This is a genomic window from Francisella sp. SYW-2 (genome assembly GCF_008711475.1).
GTDB lineage: Bacteria > Pseudomonadota > Gammaproteobacteria > Francisellales > Francisellaceae > Francisella > Francisella salimarina.
Genome location: NZ_VXKO01000004.1, coordinates 26,012 through 50,729, shown reverse-complemented (window position 1 = coordinate 50,729; position 24,718 = coordinate 26,012). Strand labels below are relative to the sequence as shown.

Genomic DNA, 24,718 nt, shown 5'->3' with positions numbered 1-24,718 from the left:
TTAACAACCTGTAGGGCAAAGTCTCTTAAAGAATTACTGTTTTATTATTGTAAATAAAAATTCTATCATTAAGAACTAGGCTCAAAGCTGTTGATAAGACATTTTTTTCAACATCATGTCCAGCATCTCGCATGTCTTGCCATGAGTAATTATGATCTACCCTAATTATATCCTGAGCTATAATTGGTCCTTCATCCAAGTCATCTGTGACAAAATGACTAGTTGCACCAATTATTTTCACCCCTCTTTCATAAGCCTGCTTATAAGGATTAGCCCCGATAAATGCTGGTAAAAATGAATGATGAATATTAAGTAACTTACCTTGAAATTGCTCAACAAAATTTGGAGACAATATTCTCATATACTTTGCAAGTACAATTACATCATAATCATAAGTTCTTATGATGTTTTGGACTCTTTCCTCATGTTCTTCTCGAGAAATCCTCTCATGAGAAACATACTCAAATGGGATATCAAACTTCTCTACCAGATTCTTAAGATTATCGTAGTTTGATATTACTGCGGTAATATTCGCATCTAGTTTTCCTTCCGCATGTTTTATGAGCAAATCCCCTAAGCAATGCATTTCTTTTGTAGCCAAGATAACTATATTTTTCTTAGAAGAATCTACTAGTTTAATCTCTGAATCAGTAGGTAAAGTACTCTCTAAATCAACCAGCATTTGCTCAATATTTACTTCTCCAGAAAACTCAGTACGCATAAAAAATTTATTATGCTGTTTATCAACGAATTCAGAGTTTCTCTCAACATTGAGATTATTTTCATAGATAATTTTTGAAACTTTATAAACCAAGCCTTTTTGGTCATCTGTCTCAATCAATAAGCGATACTTTTGCATTATATATTTTTAAAAGAAATTAATAGTAACCATAAACTATAATACATAATTATTATTTTAGTTAGATTTTTAGTTATTTTTTTGACTTATTTAGTTCCAAATATCTTATCCCCAGCATCACCAAGACCTGGAATTATATATTTTTTCTCATTTAGATGACTATCTATAGATGCTGTGTATAACTCAACATCTGGATGAGCATTCGCTAATGCTTCTATACCTTCTGGCGCAGATACCAGAGTAATAATTTTGATATCTTTTGATCCTGCTTTTTTTAATAATGTAACAGTCTCAATCATAGACCCACCTGTCGCCAACATTGGATCCACTATTAGTGCCACTCTCTCATCAAGCTTATCACAAAGTTTAGCAAAATAAGCCACTGGTTTAGCAGTTTCTTCATCTCGATACATACCAACCATACTAACTTTTGCAGCGGGTACATGCTCAAACACTCCATCCATCATACCAAGTCCAGCACGAAGTATAGGTACAACAGTCAATTTCTTACCTTTAATTTGATCAACTTCAATATTTTCACCTTGCCAGCCTAAAATTTCTGTTTTTTCAAGTTCAAACCCTGCTGTGACTTCATAAGTTAATAAGCTAGTTATTTCCTGAGTTAATCTTCTAAACTCTTGTGTGCTAATCACCGATGCGCGCATAAGACCTAATTTATGTTTAACCATAGGATGATTGATTTCAACTACTTTCATAATTTTCTCGAGATAGACTAATTTATTTAATTATAACAAAAGTTTATTAAATTAAGTGTTTTGAATTAGTTTATTACGATCTTTAAAATAAATAACCTCCTTACTGAATATTCAGGAGGTATATTGAAATAGGAAATAATATTATTTAGAATTTTTAGACAAAAGATTATTACTGTTTTTCCCAAACATTGCTGTTTGACGGAGTATCTCCTTGAGTCCACCATTTAGCTTTGTATGTAGATCCTTGATAAGTCACTGTTTGACCTCCAGAGTAAGCAACGCCACTCTCCCAAGCACCACCAGCTACAATAGGTTTCTTCCAAGCGCCACCATCAGAAGGCTTGTTACCTTGAGTCCACCACTGTGCTTCATAACTTACACCATTATAAGTTACTTTATCGCCTTTATTATAGACTTTTGTAGCATCCCAAGTACCTGAAGCTGATGAGTTATCATTATCATTACCTTGGTTTGTATCAGTATTACCTTGATCTGTGTTTCCTTGATCATTACCCTGGTCCGCGTCATCACTTTGGTTATTATCTTGGTTATCAGTCTGACCAGAAACTGTACGCCATACACCCCACTGACCTGTTTGAGTAGGATTCTCGCCTTGAGTCCACCATTGCGCTTCATATGTTACACCATTCATAACTACTTTGTCGCCTTTGTTGTATACTCCATCAGCTGTCCAAGTATTTGCTGCTCCATTATCAGTATTTTGATCATCACCTTGATCTTGATTTTGATCATCGTTATTGTTTTGATCATCATTCTGATCTTGGTTTTGATCATCAGCTGGTTCTGCACCTACAGTCTCAAAAGTTAGACTATCTTCTCTAGATGTAGCAGATGTATTTGCGATAACCTCTACATTATATCTTGTTCCTTTTTCTAAATTAGTCAGTACATAATTAAGGGCTGTAATATTCTCAGCAACCACATCACCATTAACTACTATCTTGTATCTAATAGAACCATCTAATTCTGGTTTATTCCATGATACTGTCGCTGAGTTTTCTGTAATATCTGTTACCGAAACATTAATTGTGTCTGATGCATAGACCTTAGCAACCGCATTTATTAATGATTTATTTGGATCTGTAGAATCATTGTCTGCTTGCCAGAACATAGTACCACCAAGATTTCTACTCTTAGTATATTTAGTCTTTTCACCTACAGACCATACGTCATCATAAGTTATAAATGATTTAGTTGATGGACTATATGCCCAAGGTTGCATAGCAACTTTACCATATTTGTTAAATACATCAACATTATGACTAATATCATAATACTTAAGATTAGATAGACCACTAACAGGCTTAGCTGTACCACATCCTGTTACAGGATCATTTACTGGATTCACTAGACATTTATAGTCAAATACACCAGCTTCGTAGTCACCAATACCTGGTGCTGTAATAGTCTGGAATAGACCACCATCAACATCACTATCAACCGTCATTGATCTAGCATATAACGGTAAACCAACAATTAACTTCTTAGCTGGCACACCTGCTGCAATATACGCATCTACAGATCCTTTGATTGACCAACCACCTTCTTTACCAATAGCTTGATCTAGAGTTACTCCATCAGCTGCAACATCAGTAACATTATCAACAGCATCAGTAGGACCTTTTCCAGCTGAGTACACTCTATTACTATACGGAGTATTACTAGGGAAATCAGTTGACGCTTGGAAGTATGCAGGGAAACCAGTACCCCAACCACCTTGATAGTCATAAGTCATAATATTGATTTCATCCATCAGCTCACCAGTTTGCTTCCAGAAATCTGATACGCTATTTGGATTACTCGGATTTTCCATTGCCTCGATACGACTTCTAGCACCGTTCACAGCTATAGCAAGATAGTATTTTTTACCATCTGCTTTACCTGCCTTGTCCAATTCAGTACGAAGAACTTTGAAGAAAGCCAACATCTTCTTAGCTGGCGCCACATCATTACCATAATCTGACCACCACTCCCAGTCGATATCAATACCATTAAAACCAAGCTTACGCATTAATTCAATCGACTGATCTGCAAAGTTTTGCATACTTTGCTGACTAGAAGCTAGCTTTTCAAACATTGGAGCCGTTGTAATTCCATTATTAGTCCAACCACCAAACGACAAGAATGACTTTAAGTATGGATACTTTTTAGCTGCTCTAGCTGCTGCAGACAGACCCCATGAGTCTGCTGAAGCATCTAATGTTTTGATATTACCAGTATTTTTATCAAACCCTATAAACGCATAAATTATAGTGTTTAACTTATCGTATTTGAAATCATACGGATTATATTTACGACCCCAGACAGCCCACTGTGCGTAGTATGCAGCATTTGTATATCCTGGAGTTGGATCCTCACAGACATTGTTTTCACACGGTCTTTGAATATCTAGATCTTTACCATCTACTTTTAGACTGCTTACGATGGGAACTACTACCCCTGGCAGCACAACTGCATTACCAGAGTCTGTACCCATGATGTCACATGACTGGCTAAAGTTAAATGATGCAGTATCATCTTTTAATGTCATTTTTGTTACAAAATCACCACTGGTATTCTGAGTAGTATCAAAATTAACATTATCAACAGTTGTACCAAAACAATTACCCCAACCTGCTTTAGGTTTAAAGTTACTTGTAAATTCAACTGTTTTACCAGATGCCACATTATTAATACTTAAAACAATTTTATTATTATAGTCCTTAAATGGTGCTTTAAAATCATAAGTTTTAACATCATTTACTGGAGCCGCTTCAGCTACTGCAAAAGAACCAACGCCCATCAAAGCGCATACCATTGAAACTAATTTTGTTTTGTTCATGAATTTCTCCTTATACAAACATTAATAACTGTAAGTTTATTGCTTACAGATTCATTTTATGCTTATCAAATCAAGCAAATCAAGCAAATTTTTTTTCAAAACCTATTTATTATGATTTGCATAAATAAATATTAATTTTTCTTTAAAGGTCCTGCTAGATTCTTATTGAGACACAATATAACATACAGCCAAAAATAAATAATTATCAAAAACTAATAGCTCCAGATAAAAAATAATAGCTGAAACTCGAATACGAAGATTAATTTATAGTTACATAATGAAATAAAAAACAAATAAATTATTAATAATTCAAATAGTTTTCTTTGCGCAAATTTACAGATTACGATCTAGCAAAAAGAAAATAACATTTATTGACAATATAATTTGACATTAAATTGTTTTAAAACTTATGTTTATTAGCTAATATTCTAAAGTCGAATATATTTTAAATTCTAATTTTTTGAGAGGAAACTAATCATGAATAATAATTTCTATACTAATGTAAATAATAAAATACTAGAAATAAAAGAAGCAGGCACATACAAAAGTGAAAGAATAATAGCTACTCCACAAGAACCTGTAATTAATCTAGAAAATGGTGAAACACTAATTAACTTCTGTGCAAACAACTATCTTGGCTTTGCAAATAATCCAGAAATAGTTTCTTATGCAAAAAACCATATTGAAGAATGTGGTTATGGTATGGCATCAGTTAGGTTTATCTGTGGTACAAACTCTGTGCATAAGCAACTAGAAAAAGAACTAAGTGAGTTCTTTGAGTTTGAAGATACAATCCTATATCCATCATGTTTTGATGCCAATGCAGGGCTTTTTGAGACACTTCTTACAAAAGAAGATGCTATTATAAGTGATTCTCTTAATCATGCTAGTATTATTGATGGTGTTAGATTGTGCAAGGCGATGCGTTTTAGATATAACAATAATGATATGCAAGACCTTGAAACAAAACTTATAGAGGCTGATCAAGCTGGAGCAAGATTTAAAATGATTGCTACAGATGGCGTCTTCTCAATGGATGGTATTATTGCTGATCTAAAATCGATCTGTGACTTAGCTGATAAATATAATGCTATTGTTATGGTTGATGATTCTCACGCTTCAGGGTTTGTTGGTAAAAATGGTAAAGGTTCAATTGAGCACTGTGATGTTATGGGTAGAGTTGATATCCTAACTGGTACTTTAGGCAAAGGATTAGGTGGCGCTTCAGGTGGATATATTTGCGCTAAAAAAGAAGTTGTGGATTTACTTAAAAATCTTTCTAGACCATATCTTTTCTCAAATGCTTTAGCTCCTATAATAGCTAAAACATCTATTAAAGCTTTAGAAATAACTAAAAATTCAAATGAATTAAGAGAGCAATTACAGGCAAATCAACAGAGATTTAGATCAAAAATGACTGCTGCAGGCTTTGATTTAATACCAGGAGAACACCCTATTATTCCTGTAATGATATATGATGAGAAAAAAGCAGCTGAATTTGCTGATAAGCTACTAGATTATGGTATATATGTAATTGCTTTCTCATATCCAGTGGTACCTAAGGGTAAAGCCAGAATTAGAACACAAATGTCTGCTGCCCATACTTTTGAGCAAATTGACAAAGCTGTTGATGGCTTTACAAAAGCTGCCAAAGAATTAGGTATTATATAGTTAATAGGAATCAAACTATGAAAGCACTTGCTAAATTAAAAAAAGAACCTGGTATTTGGATGTTTAATGATGCTCCTATACCAGAATATGGCTACAATGATGTTTTAATTAAAATTAAAAAAACAGCAATTTGTGGCACTGATTTACATATTTATAATTGGGATAAATGGTCTCAAGCTACCATACCTGTACCAATGATTACTGGACATGAGTTTGCTGGTGAAGTTGTAGCCAAAGGAAATGGTGTTACAAGTGTAGATGTTGGCGATAGAGTATCTGGTGAAGGTCATCTTGTATGTGGACAATGTCGTAATTGTAGGGCAGGTAAGCGCCATCTTTGTAGAAAAACCATAGGCATAGGTGTAAATGTACAAGGAGCTTTTGCTGAATACTTAGTAATGCCTGCTGTCAATGTTTTTAAGATTCCTGATTCTATCAGTGATGATATAGCTAGTACATTCGATCCTATGGGTAATGCTATTCATACAGCACTTTCATTTAACCTAACTGGTGAGGATATACTTATAACTGGAGCTGGTCCTATTGGACTTATGGCAGTCAAAATAGCAAGATTCTGTGGTGCTCGTAGAATAGTTATCACGGATATTAATGAATATCGTCTTCAGATGGCTAGAGACTTCGGAGCTACTGTTGCAGTAAATGTATCAGAGTTTCAAAATCAACAACAATTGACAGCACAAATGCGTAAAGTCATGTCAGAAATTGGCATGACAGAAGGGTTTGATGTAGGTTTAGAAATGTCTGGGATTAACTCAGCAATATCTATGATGCTTGATGTTATGAATCATGGTGGCAAGCTGTCACTTTTAGGCATATCAGCTGGAGATATCTCTGTTGACTGGGGAACCATTTTGTTCAAAGGTCTTACTCTTAAAGGTATTTATGGCAGAGAGATGTTTGAAACATGGTATCTAATGACTAGTATGCTTCAAGCAGGTATGGATATGGAACCAATCATCACACACAGACTTCATATCGATGATTATCAAAAAGGATTTGAAATAATGAAAAGTGGTCAATGTGGCAAAGTGATATTGGATTGGAGTAACTAAATGGAGAATTCGAATCACACAGATACAACTAAAGTTGATATACAGTGGATTTTTACACTATTTGGTACTGCTATCGGAGCTGGATTATTATATCTTCCTGTTCAAGCTGGGCATAGTGGGTTATGGGCTTTAGTAACAGTCCTTATTTTTGCACTACCATTAACATATTATTCACATAAGAATATGGCGAATATAGTTTTATATACAGATAATGGTGGCATCACAGATGTTTTCACACATAATCTTGGTAAGCTATTTGGGCTAATTTGTGTAGTCCTATATTTTTTTGCTATATTTTTAAATATGCCGATGTACTCAATTGGTTTAAATAATGAACTAAGTAACTTCTTATTAAACTATCATATTGTTAACACCAATCTTTCGACTAATATATGGTTTAGCTTTAGTATTCTTGCTGGACTATTAGTTATTGTTTCTTTAGGGATCAATTTAATCCTTAAATTTATGCAACTAATAGTAATATTTCTAATAATATTAGTAATTACACTGTCACTATATATAATTCCATATTGGAACTTTGAGTTTATAACTGATAGTCATTTTGACACTATTAGTTATATCACAGGTGTATTAATGGTCTTGCCAATTTTGATATTATCAATGAATCATTCACCGGTTATTTCTAGTCTAGTAATATTCTATCGTGATTATGTAAAAGTAGAGCGTTCGCAAGAGAAGTACAAAGTATATAAAATCCTTCAGATTAATGCATTGATTCTTTTTATATTTGTACTATTATTCGTAACATCTTGCTTACTCAGCACCACAATACATGACCTTGATAGAGCGAATATAAATAACCTCTCAATAGTAACTCTAATACAAGAACAACATCCAGGGACATTACTAAACATTCTAGCTCCTATGATAGTTTTTACAGCTATTATAAGCTCATTTATCGGTTGCTATATTGGCTCTAAAGAAGCATTAAAATATTTATTCAAATACTTTTTTAGAAATATCTATAAGATCAATATCACAGAAGCAGTCATAAATAGAATTTGTGTCGGTTTAATATTTATGATTTTATGGGTATGTACAATCTGTAATTTCAAGATACTTAACATTATAGGAATATTAGTCGCTCCTACCGTAGCTTTCTTATTGTACGTATTGCCCGTGATAATAATCTACAAAAACATACAATACAAAAACTACAGACGTGTAGTACTTGATTCTATTTTATTTATAATGGGATTAGTAATAATATTTGGATATGTAATAGGTTTACTACTAAAATAGATAACTAGCTAATCTGCCAGTTAGCAAACTCTAAATCATCTTGGGTTGTGATTTTAATATTCTTTCTAGAGCCTTCAACGACTATTGGGTTTATACCATACAGCTCCAAAGCCGATGCTTCGTCTGTTATTTTATCTATGAGATTATTTGTATAACAAAAATCAAATGCTTTTTCTAACTGACCAAGTCTTGATAGTTGTGGAGTCTGTGCAAGCCAAATATCTTGTCGATCAATAGTCTTAGCTATAATCATCTTTATAGCTACCTTTTTAACCGTCTCAAATGCTCTAATAGCCAAGATACCAGCTTGAGTATGAGAGTCTTGAGTTTGATTATAAAGCGCTATGACATCTTCTATATTCACACAAGGTCTAGCCGCATCATGTACAAATATCCAATCATCACTTTTACGATCACCGATAAATTTAAGCGCACTATAAACACTATGGAACCTTGTAGCACCACCTACACAGTATTGAACTTTTGGATGATCAAAATACTCAGAAGTATTCCAAAGATTATCGCTATCACTAATCGCCACAATAACTTTGTCAAAGAAAGAATCTTCCACAAATTTTTCTAAAGTATTATCAAGTATAGTTTTACCATTAATGAGTTTGTAATATTGCTTAGGAATATCCAACTCCATCCTTGAGCCTATACCAGCAGCTGGAATTATTACATACTTATTTGACACTATAAAAAATCTCTCCCTGCTTTATCAACCCCATATTTTCACGAGCCAAACTCTCAAGCACTTCACTATTTTTACGCAGCGAAACTACTTCTGAATACAGTTGAGCATTGGTCTGAGATTTATGCTTGATTTCTTTTGTCTGTGTAGCAATTGATTTTTTTAAAATCTCATACTTTAATAAGCCTGTATTACTAAACCAAAGTTGATATTGTAATAAGGCAATTAATAATAAAACTATTGAAATAAAAATATAAAAAAAAGAATTAGATTTTATACTCATGAAACTATTATTCTTCTACTTGAACCACAACTTTTTCAGTTTCACTTTCTTCTACAACAATTTCTTGAACTTCATGATCAGCTTCTTCTGAACTAAAGACAAATGCCTTAACACCTGGATAGATAGCATTTTCACCTAGCTCTTCTTCAATTCTGATTAGTTGATTGTATTTAGCTATACGATCAGACCTAGATAAAGAACCTGTTTTAATTTGTCCTGAACATGTTGCTACTGCCAGATCTGCAATGATAGTATCAGATGTCTCACCTGAGCGATGAGATACTACACATGTATAACCCGCTTGACCAGCCATTGCCATTGCTTCGAAAGTCTCAGTTAAAGTACCTATTTGATTTAGCTTAATCAAAATTGAGTTAGCGACACCTTGCTCGATACCTTTAGCTAGGATACTTGGATTAGTAACAAATAAATCATCTCCAACTAACTGTACTTTATTACCAAGTTTCTCAGTCATTAGTTTCCAACCAGCCCAATCTTCTTCTGCCATACCATCTTCGATAGATACGATAGGATATTTTTCTACCCATTTAGCATAGTATTCAACCATTTCTTCAGAGTTTAGAGACTTCCCTTCAGATGCTAGCTCATATTTACCATCTTTGTAATACTCACTACTTGCTGGATCTAAAGCTATAAATACATGTTTGCCTGGCTCATATCCAGCTTCCTTAATAGCTTTTAAAATCGCTTCGATAGCTGCTTCATTAGATGGCAAATCTGGAGCATAACCACCTTCATCACCAACACCAGCGACACTGTAACCGTCTGCTATTAGCACTTTCTTAAGTGTATGAAAAACCTCTGTTCCACATCTTAACGCTTCAGAGAATGTCTCAAAACCAGCAGGAACAATCATAAATTCTTGCATATCAACATTATTATCCGCATGTGACCCGCCATTAATAACATTCATCATCGGAACTGGCATCAAATACTCTTTAACATCCATTAAGTAACGGTAGAAAGGTTTTCTCAACTGAGATGCTGCAGCTCTAGCTGTTGCCAATGAAACACCTAGAATAGCATTAGCTCCAAGATTACCCTTATTCTCTGAACCATCAAGCTCTATCATAGTCTTGTCTATTAATCTTTGATCTAACGCATCCAAACCTTTAACAGCTTGAGCAATTTTTGTATTAACATTCTCAACTGCCTTGTAGACACTTTTACCCAAGAAAAGAGATTTATTACCATCTCTTAATTCCAATGCTTCTCTAATACCCGTAGAAGCTCCTGAAGGAACAGCAGCACGACCAAAAGCACCACTTTCTAAAATCACATCCACCTCAACAGTAGGATTACCACGCGAATCTAATATTTGTCTAGCAAAAACTTGCTTGATTTGTGATGACATAACTATAATCTCCTTTAGATAAATTAAGTCTTATTATGAATTTAAAAAAATCCTATCAATTATAAGCTAGCAATGTATGCTTTGCAATTTAATATACTTAGATTATTTTTCTGAAACTATCTCCTGAGCCTCACTAAAGTTAAGACTCTCTGGCGTAACTATGGTGAATGAAGAAGTATCTACCGCTGACTTTCTTACAAAAATTCTATATATTGAATACACACACAGAATAGCACTAAGTATTGCTGTTATGATAAAAAATCCAAATGGCCCAAATACAGACATAACACTAGATATTATAATAGGACTAGCAACGGATCCTATACCATAAGCAATTGTTAAAACCCCTATTGCTCCTAGCACCTCATTCTCCTCCAAAAAGTCACTAGCATGTGATATTGACAATGGATATATCACAAAAGCACAACCACCAAATACAAATATCACTATTGCAAATATTAAATAAGATGTGTGGAATAGAGCTATAAGAGAAGATGCTATAAATATACCGGCACCTGCTAATAATATTACTTTTCGTCTATCGATAAGATCTGAGATTTTACCCATAGGAACTTGTAGTAACATTCCTCCAAGAATAGTTGTCATCATTAACACGGAAACCATATCATGATCAATATTTACTCTAACCATAAATATTGGTAACAAAGTATAGATAGAACCTAAAAGGGATCCACCTATAACACTGGCAGCCATAGCAAGAGGTACTTTCTTGATAATTTTTATTGGTGAACAAACCTCCTCAGAATGTGGTACCGGAGCAACTGTTTTTGTGAATGCCATCAAAACAATTGCAATACTACAAAGCGACGATATAAAGCAATATGCCAATAGTCCACTGCTAAAATGAACATTTATCATTAACTGTGATAATGCTTGAGTCCCATAATATACAAATAGATATATCGAAAATACTAAACCTCGATTTTTTTTCTCTGCAGATAAAATACACCAACTCTCTATAACGATAAATAATGCTGCAAGAGAATACCCACATACAAATCTGAAAAACACCCAAACAGGTACGCTTTTATTGACACCTACAATCAATGTACTAATTGCCATAAGAGACGCAAATAAAACAAAAGCACGAATATATCCGACTCTAACTATCGTAAATTGAGAGAAATATGATCCTGCTGTCATTCCAAAAAAATAGGCTGCTGATATTATACCTATCATTAAGTTAGAACGACCAAGGCTATTTAGCTCTATTGATGAGTAAGTTGTGAAGAAACCATTGCCAAATGATAGTACACACATTGCAACTATAGGAGTAAGAATAAGAAATAGAGTTTGTCTAACAGTCATTGCTCTACCCTCCGTAAGATATATAATCAATACAGCAGATTATATAGAAATGGACTAAGTAAGTTAAGCAAATTATAGGAAAGTTTTTATAAGAAATTCTATATGTCTTTTTTAAGCTTTAGCCAGTTTATATAGCCATATATTGCATTAAATAGATATATCAACCACATCGCCAAAAATGCGACACCATCCCCTGAACCAGAAAAATACTGTTGCGCCCATATAACTGTTGAGAGAGTATTAATAACTATCCATAATACCCACTGCTCAATATATGCTTTAACCATCAAAATAATTGCTACAACTGATACCACACCAGTTAGAGAGTCAGCAACTAAGCCTATCTGTTGATGAAAGTATCCTTTTAGAATGAAAAAACCATACAAAAATGCAGCTAGCACAATTCCACTAATAAGATAAATCCTATATTTGTTAGATAGCGTTTTTGTGATGATATCACTATTTTCTGTTATATTCTGAGGCTTAGTCCAAGTATATAAACCATAAAATTGCATTGGAAAAAAGAAAAATGCAAAAAGTAAAAACTGTCCATAAATACCCTGAGTATAACAAATGTAAGCATAAGTAAGATTATTTACAAACGCAAAAAAATAATTAAGTATCTTACCTTTAGCAACTAACAATAAATTTAACATACCAGTGACTGTAGCTATAACTGTGAGCACTAAATAATCATCTGTAGTCAAAATACTTATGACAGCTAGAATACTCACAGAAGCTATAAGCCATACTATCTCAAAAATATTCCAATCATTAAAAATTTGCGTCAAACTTATATTTCTAAAGCCTTTAAAATAAGCAGACAATTGAGAAAAAAACTCACTTAGAACACGAGTCATATTAATATAATCCTAATTAGATTAACCAGCAACTAACTCCATAGCACCATAAATTCCTGCTTGATCCCCGAGCTTTGCAAGTTTAAATTGACACTCTGCATAAATATCAGCAAATGAATTTCTCATAGCAGCTCTTTTGATTTGTGGTAAATATTGTTCACCAATAGCTTCCATAACACCACCTCCTAATATCACCATCGAAGGATTTATCATATTTAAAGCACTACCTAATCCAGTACCTAAATACTCCATAGCCTCACTAAGTATATCCTTAGCTATCTCATCATTTGTTTCAAGTGCTTTTTTGATATGACCACTCTTTAGCTTACCATCATTTTCAGTTACTAATTCAATAAGAGTACTTTTGATCTTCTTTTTTGCTAAGTTTTCAATCTTTTTCTCTATACCTACTTTACCAGCATATGCCTCTAAGCAACCTTGAGATCCACATCCTGGACAGTATGCTCCACCTTGTTTTATGATTGTGTGACCTAACTCAGCAGCTAAACCGCTATTACCACCATAGAGTTTACCATTTAGAACTAGTCCACCACCGATACCAGTACCAACAAAAGCCCCAACTATATCATCATGGCCAATACCAGCTCCATATTTTGCTTCCCCTAAAATACCAACATTAACATCGTTATCTACTTCAGACTTAATCTTGTACCTATCTTCAACAACTTCTTTCAGATTAACACCATCAAGGTTTATGTTAACACTTCTACGAACAACAGATGTTCTTTTATCTATAAGCCCTGCTACACCAATACCTATACCATCAAGCTTCTTGTCTGAAGGAATTTCTGCGATTAACTTATCGATAACTTTAAATAATTGACCTATGACAATACTTGTTTCTTCTTTTGCTTTTGATTTAACTTTTGCCGTAGCTACTACTTTTTTACTTTCATCAAACAGTCCAGCAGCCATATTTGAACCGCCAATATCTACACCTATTAACATTACCAATTTCCTTCCAATCTATTAACTGCTATATCCATAGCTCCATAAACACCTGAGTTATCACCCAAAGTTGCGATTTTTAATTCACAAGCATCCAACATTGTCTTAAAAGCATATTTTGAGCATGAGTAATATATAGCATCTAAATACTCACTCCCAATTGCTTCCATAACGCCACCACCAAACAATACAAGTGATGGATTCAAAAGATTTATATAATTAGCTACTGCAATACCTAAATTCGTCATTGCTAAGTTAACTATGTCTTCTGCTACAGGATCTTTGGCAGCTAATGCTTTTTTTAGGTGAGATCCTTTCAGTTTACCATTATTTTCTAGAACCAAGTCTATAAGCAAGCTTTTAATACCCTTTTTATGTAGGTTTAGAATCCTATTTTCCATACCTACCTTACCTGCATATGTCTCTACGCAACCCTGTGAACCACAACTTTGACAATAAGTGCCTTCAGTATTAATAGTAACATGGCCAACAGCTCCAGCACCGCCGGTAACACCATATAGAAACTGATTATTTATAACTAGGCCACCACCAATCCCTGTGCCTGCAAATATACCAACGATATTTTCATGTCCCTTACCAACTCCATATTTCCACTCGCCGATGACACCTACATTTACATCATTTTCGACAAAAACAGGTACATTATCAAATTTTTGACTAACTCTTTTAGCTATATTTATACCGTTGAGGTTGATATTTGCACTAAAGTTTAAAATACCATTTTTCGAATCAACAAAACCTGCTATACCAATACCTATAGCTTTTATTTTATCTCTTGTTAAATCATCAATTAATTTGTTAATAACTTTAAAAATTTGACCCAAAATCGTATCAGAATCACTTTTGCCTTTTGATTTTACCTTGGCTGTCTTAAGTAGATTTTTATGTTCATCAAAAATTCCTGCAGAAATATTACTACCACCAATATCTAAACCTATGTACATAATTATACCTTCTCAAAAACAGCTATTGACTCAACATGCATAGTATGAGGAAACATATCCATGACTCCGGCACTAACTAGCTTATAGCCTTTGTCATTTACTAAAATTCCAGCATCTCTGGCTAAAGTAGCCGTATCACATGACACATAAACAATACGCTCAACATCAAATTTTTCAATATTGCTACAAACTTCTTGAGCCCCAGCTCTCGGTGGATCTAAAAGCATTTTGTTATATTCAAAATTATTAAACCACTCTTTATCTTCGAAACTTTCAAAAAGATTAGCTGCATAAAATTTAACATTATTAATACTATTACTAATAGCTGTTTCTTTAGCTCTACTAACCATTGTCTGCTCACCTTCTACGCCAATTACTGTTTTTGCATACTGAGAAATTGGCAACGTAAAGTTTCCTAAACCACAAAACAAATCAATAATAGAATCATTTTCTGATATTTCTAAAAGATCAATAGCTCTTTTAATCATCTTTCTATTAATATCATTATTAACTTGAGTAAAATCATTAGGCTCAAAACCGATATTTATCCCTGTAACTGGTTGATAGCTTAACTTCTTGGGCTCAACATCTTCTTGTGGATATAGCCTATAGATAGTATCAGGACCTTTTGATTGCAGATATATCCAGTAGCCATTTTCCAAACCAAAAGCTTTTAGCTTTTCGAGATCTTCATTCACAAATGGTTCAAGGTGGCGCACGATAAGCGCTGGTCTAGCATCATCAATTGCAATCTCTAATTGAGCTATGTGCTGATATATAGAAAGTGTCTCTATGAAAGAGGCAATTTCTGTTAATTTCTCTCCCACAAGAGGATTTAAGACTATACATTTATCTATATCAGCCAAAAATCTGCCATTACGTTCTCTAAAGCCTACTAAAATTTTGCCCTTTTTATTGACATATCTAACACCTAAACGTGCTTTATTACGATATCCTTCGGTTTTAGCCGTACGTAATGGTTCTAGAATACTCAGAGGTTCCACTCCTTGGCCAATATACTTAAGTTGATTCAGTAAGGTTTGTTGCTTGTGCTCAATCTGTGCATCTGTAGACATATGTTGTAAGCTACAACCTCCACAAATTTCAAAATATTTACAAGGAGGATTAACTCTATTAGATGATTTTTTAATATATTCAACTACTTTTGCTTCATCAAACTTAGCCTTTGTAAATGTATACTCAAACTTGACTACTTCCCCTGCTAATGTAAATGGAATAAAAGTCGTTTTACCATTAACTTTTGCTATTCCTCTACCATCATGACTAAATGCTATAATTTCAGCTTCAAAAACACCTTCTTGAGGTTTCTTATGTCTTCTAGATCTTCCCATAAAAAATTCTAACAAAATATATTACGACAATTGTATTTAATTAAATTTGTAAATACAACCAAAGGATTTATTTCAGATTCATTGCTTTATCATCATATGCAGCAATATGTCCTGGAGCAAATTTATACACTCCAGCTTTTGAGTGAGAAAAAATCATATCAATTTTGCCACTATTTGATAATCCTGATATTTTCTGAGGATAAATAGCAAAGTTAACCTTTCCTAATGATGATAATAATAATTTAATCTGGCCGGCCTCTGGTTTTGTATCCAACGGTTTAGTTGGACCATATACTCCACCAATATTTGCATAGACATCATATTTAACACCCTGTTGCAGTTTTTCTGGTACGAATATAAACATATTAGAACCCTTCATGGTCTCTGCACCAAACCCAGCAGCAAACCATCCACTACCGCCTTCTTGCCAGTCACTATTTTTACTCATATCAACACTCAAAACAGCACATATATGATCTTCATATTGTGAATATTCAAAGGTCATGTCTCTCATATTAATAGTTTGATATTTCAAATCAGCTGGGCACACTGTAGTACCCGAATCATCTGCATAAGACAATGAACAAATACTCAAAGATAAAAACAACGAACTCAATAATATTTTTTTCACACTAACTCCTAACTACATTATCTATATAAATTCTAGCACACAAAAACATAATAATCTTAAAGATAATGTATATGAAAAAATATTAGACATAAAAAAAGCGACTAATGTCGCTTTTTGGAATCGTGGTGGGTGCTGAGGGGTTCGAACCCCCGACCCTCGCCTTGTAAGGGCGATGCTCTCCCAGCTGAGCTAAGCACCCGATAACTGAGAATTATACAGCCTTATAAAAACAAGTCAAGCTTTTTATATAGATTTTATTAGCCTTCTATTTCATTTCTTAAGATTTGTTCTGGAGATATTTCAGATTCTGCTATTTCTCTCAATGCTACCACAGTAGCCTTTTCTCTTTTTTCATTATCTACAGACTCTGAATAACCTTTTTTAAGTATATTATTCGCTCTCATCGAAGCTAAAACTACTAAATCAAACCTTGTTTCTACCTTATCTAAGCAATCGTCAACCGTTACTCTAGCCATTTTTTACTCCATTTTTCTTCAATAATTGTTTTACTTTGTTATATATTATATCAATCACAGTTTTATTTTGAGCTCCATCAGGAACTATAATATCAGCCTTTCTCTTTGATGGCTCAATAAATTTTATATGCATAGGTCTAACTGTTTCTAAATACTGACTTATAACACTTTCAACACTTCGGCCTCTTTCATTTTGGTCACGCATAAGCCTTCTAATGAAACACAGATCAGATGGTGTATCCATATATACTTTGAAATCCATCATTTTTAGTAGCTTACGATCATTAAATAACATAATGCCTTCAAGTATAATGACACTTACACCACCAGCGATCTCTTCTGACTTTTCTTTGACTCTTGAGTGAGTTGTATAGTCATAGTAAGGAATATGGATATCTTTACCCTCAACCAAATCAGCTAAATCTTTCCTTAAGAGTTTGTGATCAAAAGCATCTGGATGATCATAATTAATTTTATTCGCTTCTTCAAAGCCAACCATCTCTCCCCAATTTTTATAATATCTGTCTTCAGAAATTACTGCTATTTGGTTTAGATGTTTTGATTTTAATTTTTTTATAATTTCATTTGAAAATAAAGTTTTACCGGAGCCAGATCCACCAACAATACCGATTATGAAAACATCGCCTTTACCAGCCATTATTTTTTACCTTATAATTCTATTTTTGGTTGACTTTTAACTAAATGATCCAGTTCTTTTAATAAGCTTAAAAACTCTTTTATTTTATACATCGGGAATGAATTTGGACCATCACTTAATGCTTCTTCTGGCTTTGGATGAGTCTCCATAAAAAGACCATCAATACCGACTGCCATAGCAGCCTTTGATAGAACAGGTACAAATTCTCGTTGACCACCTGATGAGCTACCTTGTCCACCTGGTAATTGCACTGAATGAGTAGCATCAAACACTACGGGGCAACCTGTATCTTTCATTATCTCAAGAGAGCGCATGTCTGAAATCAAATTATTGTAGCCAAAGCTTACACCTCTTTCACAAACCATGATCTGCTCATTACCTGTGGATTTTGCCTTAGTAACAACATGTTGCATGTCCCAAGGAGCTAGAAATTGACCTTTTTTGATATTCACAGGTTTGCCTTGCTTACATACATCTAGTATAAAATTTGTCTGACGACACAAAAAGGCTGGCGTCTGCATCACATCAACAACTTCTGCTACTTCAGCAAAAGGAGTATCTTCGTGGACATCTGTAACAACTGGTACATTATAGGTTTTTTTAACTTTAGATAAAATCTCAAGACCCTTATCAACACCAAGACCTCTAAAACTGTTAATAGAAGAACGATTCGCCTTATCAAAAGATGACTTATATACAAAATTAATGCCTAAATCATTAGTGATCTCAGCTAGGTACCCAGCTGTATCCATAGCCATTTGTTCTGATTCAATCACACACGGCCCAGACATCAAGAAGAATGGCTTACCATTTCCTACTTCAAAATTAGCAATTTTCATAAAACATTTCTACTTTAAATAAGTTTGATTACGATTAAATATTATACAGAAAAAGATGAACCACAACCACATGTTGTTTTCGCATTTGGATTTCTTATCACAAAATAAGCTCCTTCAATATCATCTTTATAGTCAACATCAGCCCCAACTAAATACTGAAAGCTCATAGAATCAACAAGAAGGCGAACACCATTTTTCGTAACAACCATATCATCTTCTTTTATCTCATTATCAAATGCGAAAGCATATTGAAATCCTGAACATCCACCACCAGTTATATAAACTCTAAGACTAAGAGAGTTATCTCCCTCTTCTTCAATTAGCTCTTTAACCTTTAAAGATGCCGATTCTGTAAAGTTGATTGGATCAACACTTTGAACTACTTCACTCATAAAATTACCTCGCTACAAGAGAAAGTTTAACTCTACCACCTCTGTCTATATTTTGAACCAAGACTTCTAAGCCCTGACCCTCGACTAATGAATTAGTTTTCATACCAGCTTGTTCAATTTCTGAGAATGGTAAATATCCATCTTGACTACCAAGAAGATTAACAAATGCGCCAGAGTCTAAAAGCTTAACAATCTTACCCTTGTAAATTTGCCCTTCTTCAACTTCAGCAACAATTTCTTCAACTATAGATTTAGCCAAATCTAATGATTTTTTATCTTTAGCAAATATTTTAACCTCACCAGAGTCACTAGTATCAATTTGAGCTCCAGTTTTTTCTACGATACCTTTTACAACAGATCCACCTCGACCAACAACATCTTTTATCTTAGCTGGGTTTATATTCATGACATGAATTTGTGGAGCAACATCAGAAACAGATTCTTTATGCTCTCTTATTACTTCATTCATAATCCCTAAGATATGCAACCTACCTGTTCTAGCTTGCTCAAGTGCTTGCTCAAGAATCTCTCTAGAGATGCCTTTGATTTTGATATCCATCTGAAGTGCTGTAACACCATATCTAGTACCAGCAACTTTGAAATCCATATCTCCCAAATGATCTTCATCACCTAATATGTCTGATAAAACTGCATATTTTGCGCCATCTTTGATAAGACCCATAGCAATACCTGCAACTGGCTCAGCTATTGGTACACCTGCGTCCATCATAGATAAAGATGAGCCACAAACAGTTGCCATGGAACTAGAGCCATTTGACTCCAATATTTCCGATACTATTCTTACGACGTATGGATAAGCAGTTTCATTAGGAAAAACCGCTTGTGTTGCACGTTTAGCTAGGTTTGCATGACCAACTTCACGACGCTTCGGAGCCATACCCACCATACCACACTCCCCTACAGAGTATGGAGGAAAGTTATAATGAAGCATGTATCGTGATTTTTCCATACCATCTAAAGATTCTACAAGCTGGGCATCTCTATCGCTACCGAGAGTTGTAACCACTAAAGCCTGTGTCTCACCTCTAGTAAATAGAGCTGAACCATGCACGCCTGGCAATACACCAACTTTCACATTGATAGGTCGTATTGTTTCCGTACATCTTCCATCAATTCTTGGCTTACCATCTAAAATATTTGATCTAACAAGATCCTTTTCAATATCATGGAAAGCTTCTAAAATTTCTTTTTCGGTATATTCATTACCATCAACATCACTCGAGAATATATGCTCTAAAACATTTTTTCTTACTTCATTAAGCTTAATATTTCTCTCTTGCTTAGATGCTATTGTATATGCGTTTTTGATTTCACCAAAGAAATGTGACTTAATCTGAGATTTTAACAACTTATTTATCTCATAAATTGTATATTCTATACGTGGCTTTGAAGCTACTTTAGCAAGTTTATTAATAGAGCTAATAATAGTTCTAAGATGCTTGTGCGCATATAGGATACCACCGAGCATCACAGATTCTGGCAAACTATTAGCTTCTGACTCCACCATTAGTATTGCATCATCAGTACCAGAAACTACTAAATCAAGATCAGACTCTTTTAAATCTGCTTTATTAGGATTAAGAATATACTTACCATTAGTATAACCAACTCTTACACCAGCAATAATATCATCATAAGGCGCTCCTGATATTGCTAAAGAAGCAGATGCTCCTATTAGTGCCAACATATCTGGTGAAAATGTCCCATCATAAGATAAAACTGTAGCTACAATTTGAATCTCATTAAAAAATCCATCAGGAAATGATGGTCTTATAGATCTGTCTATTAATCTAGAAATAAGAATCTGTTCTTCAGAAGGTCTTCCCTCTCTTCTTAAGAAGCCTCCAGGTATCTTACCTGCTGCGTATGTTTTCTCTAAATAGTGTACCGACAATGGAAAGAAATCAGCACCTGCTGATACTGATTTTTTAACTACTGTAGTTACCAATACAACATTATTACCACAACTTACAGTCACAGACCCATCTGCTTGACGAGCCATACCACCTGTTTCTAGAACTATTTCTTTGTTACCTAGTTCAAAGACTTCTCTAAATATTTTCACAGTTTAACCTTATATAATTATTTGATTTAATGACGTAAGAACGATTAGAATGAAATTATTATCTACGTAAGTTTAATTTCTTGATTAGAGCACGGTATCTTTCTACATCTTTACCATGTAAATAGTCTAATAATTTACGACGTTGACTTACTAACCTTAAAAGACCTCTTCTTGAGTGATTATCTTTTTTGTGAGTTGCAAAGTGTCCTTGCAAGTCGTTAATTCTAGCAGTTAAAAGAGCAACTTGCACTTCAGGTGAACCAGTATCGCCTTCAGACTGCTGATTTTCTTTAATAATATTTTGCTTATCTTGAGTTGTTAACATAACATTTCTCCATTTGTTTCTATTAATTAATGTGTACGACAAACCGCACAAAGGAACAGTTTACCGGTTAAAGATTATATACCATTAAAGCAAAAAAGACAAAAGATTTAGTTACCAATCTTATCAGGCCTAATACCCAATATTTGCAAACTATTAAGTGCTACATCAGCAAAAACTGGAGCGGCTACAGAACCTCCTCCGTACTTATCACCTTTAGGATCTTTTATTGTAACAACAATAGCCAACTGTGGATCACTAGCTGGCACGACACCAACGAAGCTTGCCAAATATTTCGCACCATACGTCCCTCCTGACAGCATCCTAGCCGTACCTGTTTTACCTGCAACATGGTATAAAGGAATTTGCGCTTTTGCTCCTGTCCCACCAACCCCTTCAACAACAGATTGCATCATACTAACCATTTCTTCAGAAACCTTTTTAGATGCTACCGGCCTAGAGTCAATTTCTTCTCCAGCTCTTCTTTTAAGAATTGTTGGCTTAATATACTTACCATCATTGGCAATTGCTGAGACTCCAGCAACTAGCTGAAGATCTGTTGCATTCATACCATACCCAAAAGATAAAGTTGCTAGCTGAAAATCTCCCCACTTATCTTTAGCTGGGACAAATCCATCACGCTCACCAGGTAGTTGTATACCTGTTTTATCACCAAATCCGAAGTTTCTAAGTGATGGCTCAAGTATTGTAGGATCAGTTAGGCTCAATATCATCTTTGATATACCAACGTTACTAGATTTCATAAGAATATATCTTAAATCTTCTTCACCATAATCTCTTTCATCTCTCACAGTATTTTTACCAATACGATAATAGCCTGGGTGCGAATTGATAATAGGTTGCTCTGGTGTCACATTATCACCATAAATAAGCGCAGTAGCCGCTGCAAAGACTTTCATTACCGAACCCAACTCATACACATCCGTAATAGCTCGATTTCTGCGTCTATCAGGATAAGCATCTGCCATACTATTAGGATTATACGAAGGATAATTAGCCATAGCTAATATCTCACCTGTATGAATATTTTCAATAATAACTGAACCCGCTTCAGAATTCGTCTTGATCACGCCTTTTTTCAGATACTTATATGCAATGTACTGTAGTCTAGAGTCAATACTTATTTGAAGATTATGACCATTTTTAGGCATTATAAAGTTATCTTCAACTTTTGCAACACCACCATGTAAATCTTTCTTATACTCGAAATATCCATCTTGTCCTGTCAAAAACTTATTAAATTCTAGCTCTAGACCTTCTTGACCTTTACCATCAACATTAGTAAAACCAACAATATGGGACGCAACCTCAGCCATTGGATAATATCTCTTAAATTCACGTATCACATGAATACCTGTAATATCCAAATCCTTAACTTTTTGTGATAAATATGGCTGAACTTTTCTCTCAATATAGACGAAGCCACTCCTTCCTTCTCTGACTTTAACTTGTCTTTCTATCTTTTCTCTTTTTTCTTTAGATAGTTTTAAAATACTCATAACTTCTTTCAATTCAGAGCTATCTGCACTGACATAGTAAGGGTCAACCCAAATGGTATCAACCGGAGTACTTATAGCCAAAGGATTACCATTTCTATCAAGAATTATGCCTCTATATGATTTTATATCTATACTTCTATCACTACGATTATCACCTTCTTGCTTAAGTTTAGGATACTGAATTGTTTCCATATAAATCAATTTGGCAAATAGGACTATAAAACTTAACAATAGCAATAGAATGATCACTAAGTGTCTTAATTTTGGCCTATAGCTATTCATTTGCAGAGTTCTCCTCTTGATTACTCAATGTACCTATACTCTTTCTAGTTGGTAAAGACATCTTTTCTTTTTCAGCAAATTTTTCTACAGCTGTGGGTGTTGCCAATGAGCTATACTCTAATACAATTTGACTCCACTGCTCATCTAACTGGGTCTGCTCAACAATTAGATCTTTACGCTCATTTAACAGAAGTTTAAACTCAAAACGTGTCACAATCAAAGCAAATGCCGTAAGCAACAACACAAATAAAAGTACAAATGCAATAGCCACCGTTTTCTTAAAAAAACTATTTTTTAACGACTCAAATAATCTTATCCGTATTTGACGGTTTGTTAGCATCATATCTTTTCAACAATCCTTAAGATAGCACTTCTAGAGCGAATATTTTGACTAAGCTCATCTTGATTTGCTTTAGCTTTTTTTGTAATCCATTTCATTTTTACTCCACTGGTATCTTGTGGAAGCAACTTTGAAATCCTATTTAACTCTTGTTTTGGATTAATAAGAGAAGTGAAATTTTGTTTAACTATACGATCCTCTAATGAATGGAAAGAAATAGTAGCAATTCTTCCACCCTTTTTAACAACATCTAGAATATCTCCTAAAAGGAACTCTAAATCCTTAAGCTCATTATTAACATATATACGTAATGCTTGAAAACACCTTGTCGCAGGATTTTTTTTCTCTCTTTTACCAATGGTTGCTCGAATAAGGTCAGCTAATTGATGTGTTCTAGTTATGCTTCCATTCTCAGCTATATAGTCTTTAACTCTTAGAGCAATTTTTTTTGCAAAACGTTCTTCACCATAAACCTTAAAGATGTAAGTTAACTCATCTACTGATAACTCTTCTAAAGCTTGGCTAGCAGTAAGGCCTTTTGATGTGTCCATTCGCATATCTAGTGGACCATCATGCGTAAAGCTAAACCCTCTATTAGCATTATCTAATTGAGGAGAAGAAACTCCTAAATCCATAATGACACCATCAATCTCACCTAGAAGATTATTCTGAGAACAATAATCATAAATACTAGCAAAACTTGCATGAACTATCTGGAAACTTTCAAACTGGAAATTTTCTTTTGCATAATTTATAGCATCCAAATCCTTATCAAAAGCAATAAGCTTTCCAGATGTTAGTCGATCCAATATGGCTTTTGAATGCCCGCCCCTGCCAAATGTTGCATCAATATAAATACCATTTGGCTTTATATCCAAACCATCTACAGACTCTCGAAGTAAAACTGAGAAATGCATCTAA

At 34.2% G+C, this 24,718-nt stretch carries 24 protein-coding genes and 1 tRNA gene; 3 read left to right on the top strand and 22 right to left on the bottom strand.

What is annotated here, in order from left to right; all coding sequences use genetic code 11:
* Positions 1-25: 25 nt before the first annotated feature.
* From purU to F3D57_RS02470, 3 genes are all read right to left on the bottom strand, one after another.
* On the bottom strand, positions 26-859 hold the full coding sequence (purU, locus tag F3D57_RS02480; protein ID WP_146421101.1) for a formyltetrahydrofolate deformylase: 834 nt from the start codon (positions 857-859) through the stop codon (positions 26-28).
* 86 nt (positions 860-945) lie between these two features.
* Positions 946-1,575, bottom strand: a complete 630-nt coding sequence (gene upp, locus F3D57_RS02475; protein WP_146421100.1) for a uracil phosphoribosyltransferase — start codon at positions 1,573-1,575, stop codon at positions 946-948.
* 169 nt (positions 1,576-1,744) lie between these two features.
* Complete coding sequence (locus tag F3D57_RS02470; RefSeq protein WP_146421099.1) at positions 1,745-4,417, bottom strand: glycosyl hydrolase family 18 protein; 2,673 nt, start codon at positions 4,415-4,417, stop codon at positions 1,745-1,747.
* A 477-nt stretch (positions 4,418-4,894) separates the two neighbouring features.
* On the opposite strand from F3D57_RS02470, the gene F3D57_RS02465 reads away from it, so the two are divergent.
* Genes F3D57_RS02465 through F3D57_RS02455 form a run of 3 tightly spaced genes read left to right on the top strand, consistent with a single transcriptional unit; the run spans position 4,895 to position 8,424 of the window.
* The gene (locus F3D57_RS02465; protein ID WP_150463795.1) at positions 4,895-6,088 is read left to right on the top strand and encodes a glycine C-acetyltransferase; all 1,194 of its coding nucleotides are present in this window, start codon (positions 4,895-4,897) and stop codon (positions 6,086-6,088) included.
* 17 nt (positions 6,089-6,105) lie between these two features.
* Positions 6,106-7,161 carry an L-threonine 3-dehydrogenase gene (tdh, locus tag F3D57_RS02460; RefSeq protein WP_150465073.1) on the top strand — a complete coding sequence of 352 codons (1,056 nt, stop codon included), beginning with the start codon at positions 6,106-6,108 and terminating at the stop codon, positions 7,159-7,161.
* The gene (locus F3D57_RS02455; RefSeq protein ID WP_146421096.1) at positions 7,162-8,424 is read left to right on the top strand and encodes an amino acid permease; all 1,263 of its coding nucleotides are present in this window, start codon (positions 7,162-7,164) and stop codon (positions 8,422-8,424) included.
* Positions 8,425-8,428: 4 nt separating this feature from the next.
* Here the strand turns inward: F3D57_RS02455 and ispD are convergent, their stop codons facing one another.
* The 19 genes from ispD to rsmH all read right to left on the bottom strand — a co-directional run bounded on the left by ispD (position 8,429) and on the right by rsmH (position 24,714).
* Positions 8,429-9,121, bottom strand: a complete 693-nt coding sequence (ispD, locus tag F3D57_RS02450) for a 2-C-methyl-D-erythritol 4-phosphate cytidylyltransferase (protein ID WP_146421095.1) — start codon at positions 9,119-9,121, stop codon at positions 8,429-8,431.
* Positions 9,111-9,401 carry an FtsB family cell division protein gene (locus F3D57_RS02445; protein WP_013923473.1) on the bottom strand — a complete coding sequence of 97 codons (291 nt, stop codon included), beginning with the start codon at positions 9,399-9,401 and terminating at the stop codon, positions 9,111-9,113. Before F3D57_RS02445 ends, ispD begins: the two co-directional genes overlap by 11 nt.
* 7 nt (positions 9,402-9,408) lie before the next feature.
* A complete protein-coding gene (eno, locus tag F3D57_RS02440) occupies positions 9,409-10,776 on the bottom strand; it encodes a phosphopyruvate hydratase (protein ID WP_150465072.1) in 1,368 nt (455 codons plus the stop codon).
* Positions 10,777-10,878: 102 nt separating this feature from the next.
* Positions 10,879-12,105 (bottom strand): MFS transporter, encoded by a 1,227-nt coding sequence (locus F3D57_RS02435; protein ID WP_013923475.1) that lies wholly within the window; start codon positions 12,103-12,105, stop codon positions 10,879-10,881.
* A 98-nt stretch (positions 12,106-12,203) separates the two neighbouring features.
* The gene (gene pnuC, locus F3D57_RS02430; RefSeq protein WP_150465071.1) at positions 12,204-12,965 is read right to left on the bottom strand and encodes a nicotinamide riboside transporter PnuC; all 762 of its coding nucleotides are present in this window, start codon (positions 12,963-12,965) and stop codon (positions 12,204-12,206) included.
* Between the two features lie 21 nt (positions 12,966-12,986).
* Entirely contained in the window at positions 12,987-13,934 is a 948-nt protein-coding gene (locus tag F3D57_RS02425; protein ID WP_150465070.1) for an ROK family protein, read from the bottom strand.
* Positions 13,934-14,899, bottom strand: a complete 966-nt coding sequence (locus F3D57_RS02420) for an ROK family protein (protein WP_150465069.1) — start codon at positions 14,897-14,899, stop codon at positions 13,934-13,936. The genes F3D57_RS02425 and F3D57_RS02420 overlap by 1 nt, the downstream gene beginning before the upstream one ends.
* A 2-nt stretch (positions 14,900-14,901) precedes the next feature.
* Positions 14,902-16,251 (bottom strand): 23S rRNA (uracil(1939)-C(5))-methyltransferase RlmD, encoded by a 1,350-nt coding sequence (gene rlmD / locus F3D57_RS02415; RefSeq protein ID WP_150465068.1) that lies wholly within the window; start codon positions 16,249-16,251, stop codon positions 14,902-14,904.
* Positions 16,252-16,318: 67 nt separating this feature from the next.
* On the bottom strand, positions 16,319-16,882 hold the full coding sequence (locus F3D57_RS02410; protein WP_150465067.1) for a hypothetical protein: 564 nt from the start codon (positions 16,880-16,882) through the stop codon (positions 16,319-16,321).
* Positions 16,883-17,005: 123 nt separating this feature from the next.
* Positions 17,006-17,081: transfer RNA gene (locus F3D57_RS02405), tRNA-Val, on the bottom strand.
* A gap of 58 nt (positions 17,082-17,139) precedes the next feature.
* Positions 17,140-17,358, bottom strand: a complete 219-nt coding sequence (rpoZ, locus tag F3D57_RS02400; RefSeq protein WP_150465066.1) for a DNA-directed RNA polymerase subunit omega — start codon at positions 17,356-17,358, stop codon at positions 17,140-17,142.
* Positions 17,351-18,016 (bottom strand): uridine kinase, encoded by a 666-nt coding sequence (gene udk, locus F3D57_RS02395; RefSeq protein ID WP_013923482.1) that lies wholly within the window; start codon positions 18,014-18,016, stop codon positions 17,351-17,353. Before udk ends, rpoZ begins: the two co-directional genes overlap by 8 nt.
* A gap of 11 nt (positions 18,017-18,027) precedes the next feature.
* Positions 18,028-18,855 carry a 3-deoxy-8-phosphooctulonate synthase gene (kdsA, locus tag F3D57_RS02390; RefSeq protein ID WP_150465065.1) on the bottom strand — a complete coding sequence of 276 codons (828 nt, stop codon included), beginning with the start codon at positions 18,853-18,855 and terminating at the stop codon, positions 18,028-18,030.
* Between the two features lie 41 nt (positions 18,856-18,896).
* Positions 18,897-19,247, bottom strand: coding sequence for an iron-sulfur cluster insertion protein ErpA (erpA, locus tag F3D57_RS02385; protein WP_150465064.1), 351 nt, complete (start codon positions 19,245-19,247; stop codon positions 18,897-18,899).
* Between the two features lie 4 nt (positions 19,248-19,251).
* A complete protein-coding gene (gene pnp, locus F3D57_RS02380) occupies positions 19,252-21,333 on the bottom strand; it encodes a polyribonucleotide nucleotidyltransferase (protein ID WP_013923485.1) in 2,082 nt (693 codons plus the stop codon).
* 58 nt (positions 21,334-21,391) lie between these two features.
* Positions 21,392-21,658 (bottom strand): 30S ribosomal protein S15, encoded by a 267-nt coding sequence (rpsO, locus tag F3D57_RS02375; RefSeq protein ID WP_004288130.1) that lies wholly within the window; start codon positions 21,656-21,658, stop codon positions 21,392-21,394.
* 107 nt (positions 21,659-21,765) lie between these two features.
* Positions 21,766-23,457 carry a peptidoglycan D,D-transpeptidase FtsI family protein gene (locus F3D57_RS02370; protein WP_150465063.1) on the bottom strand — a complete coding sequence of 564 codons (1,692 nt, stop codon included), beginning with the start codon at positions 23,455-23,457 and terminating at the stop codon, positions 21,766-21,768.
* A complete protein-coding gene (gene ftsL / locus F3D57_RS02365) occupies positions 23,450-23,800 on the bottom strand; it encodes a cell division protein FtsL (RefSeq protein WP_150465062.1) in 351 nt (116 codons plus the stop codon). Before ftsL ends, F3D57_RS02370 begins: the two co-directional genes overlap by 8 nt.
* Complete coding sequence (gene rsmH, locus F3D57_RS02360) at positions 23,797-24,714, bottom strand: 16S rRNA (cytosine(1402)-N(4))-methyltransferase RsmH (protein WP_150465061.1); 918 nt, start codon at positions 24,712-24,714, stop codon at positions 23,797-23,799. Before rsmH ends, ftsL begins: the two co-directional genes overlap by 4 nt.
* Positions 24,715-24,718 lie beyond the last annotated feature (4 nt).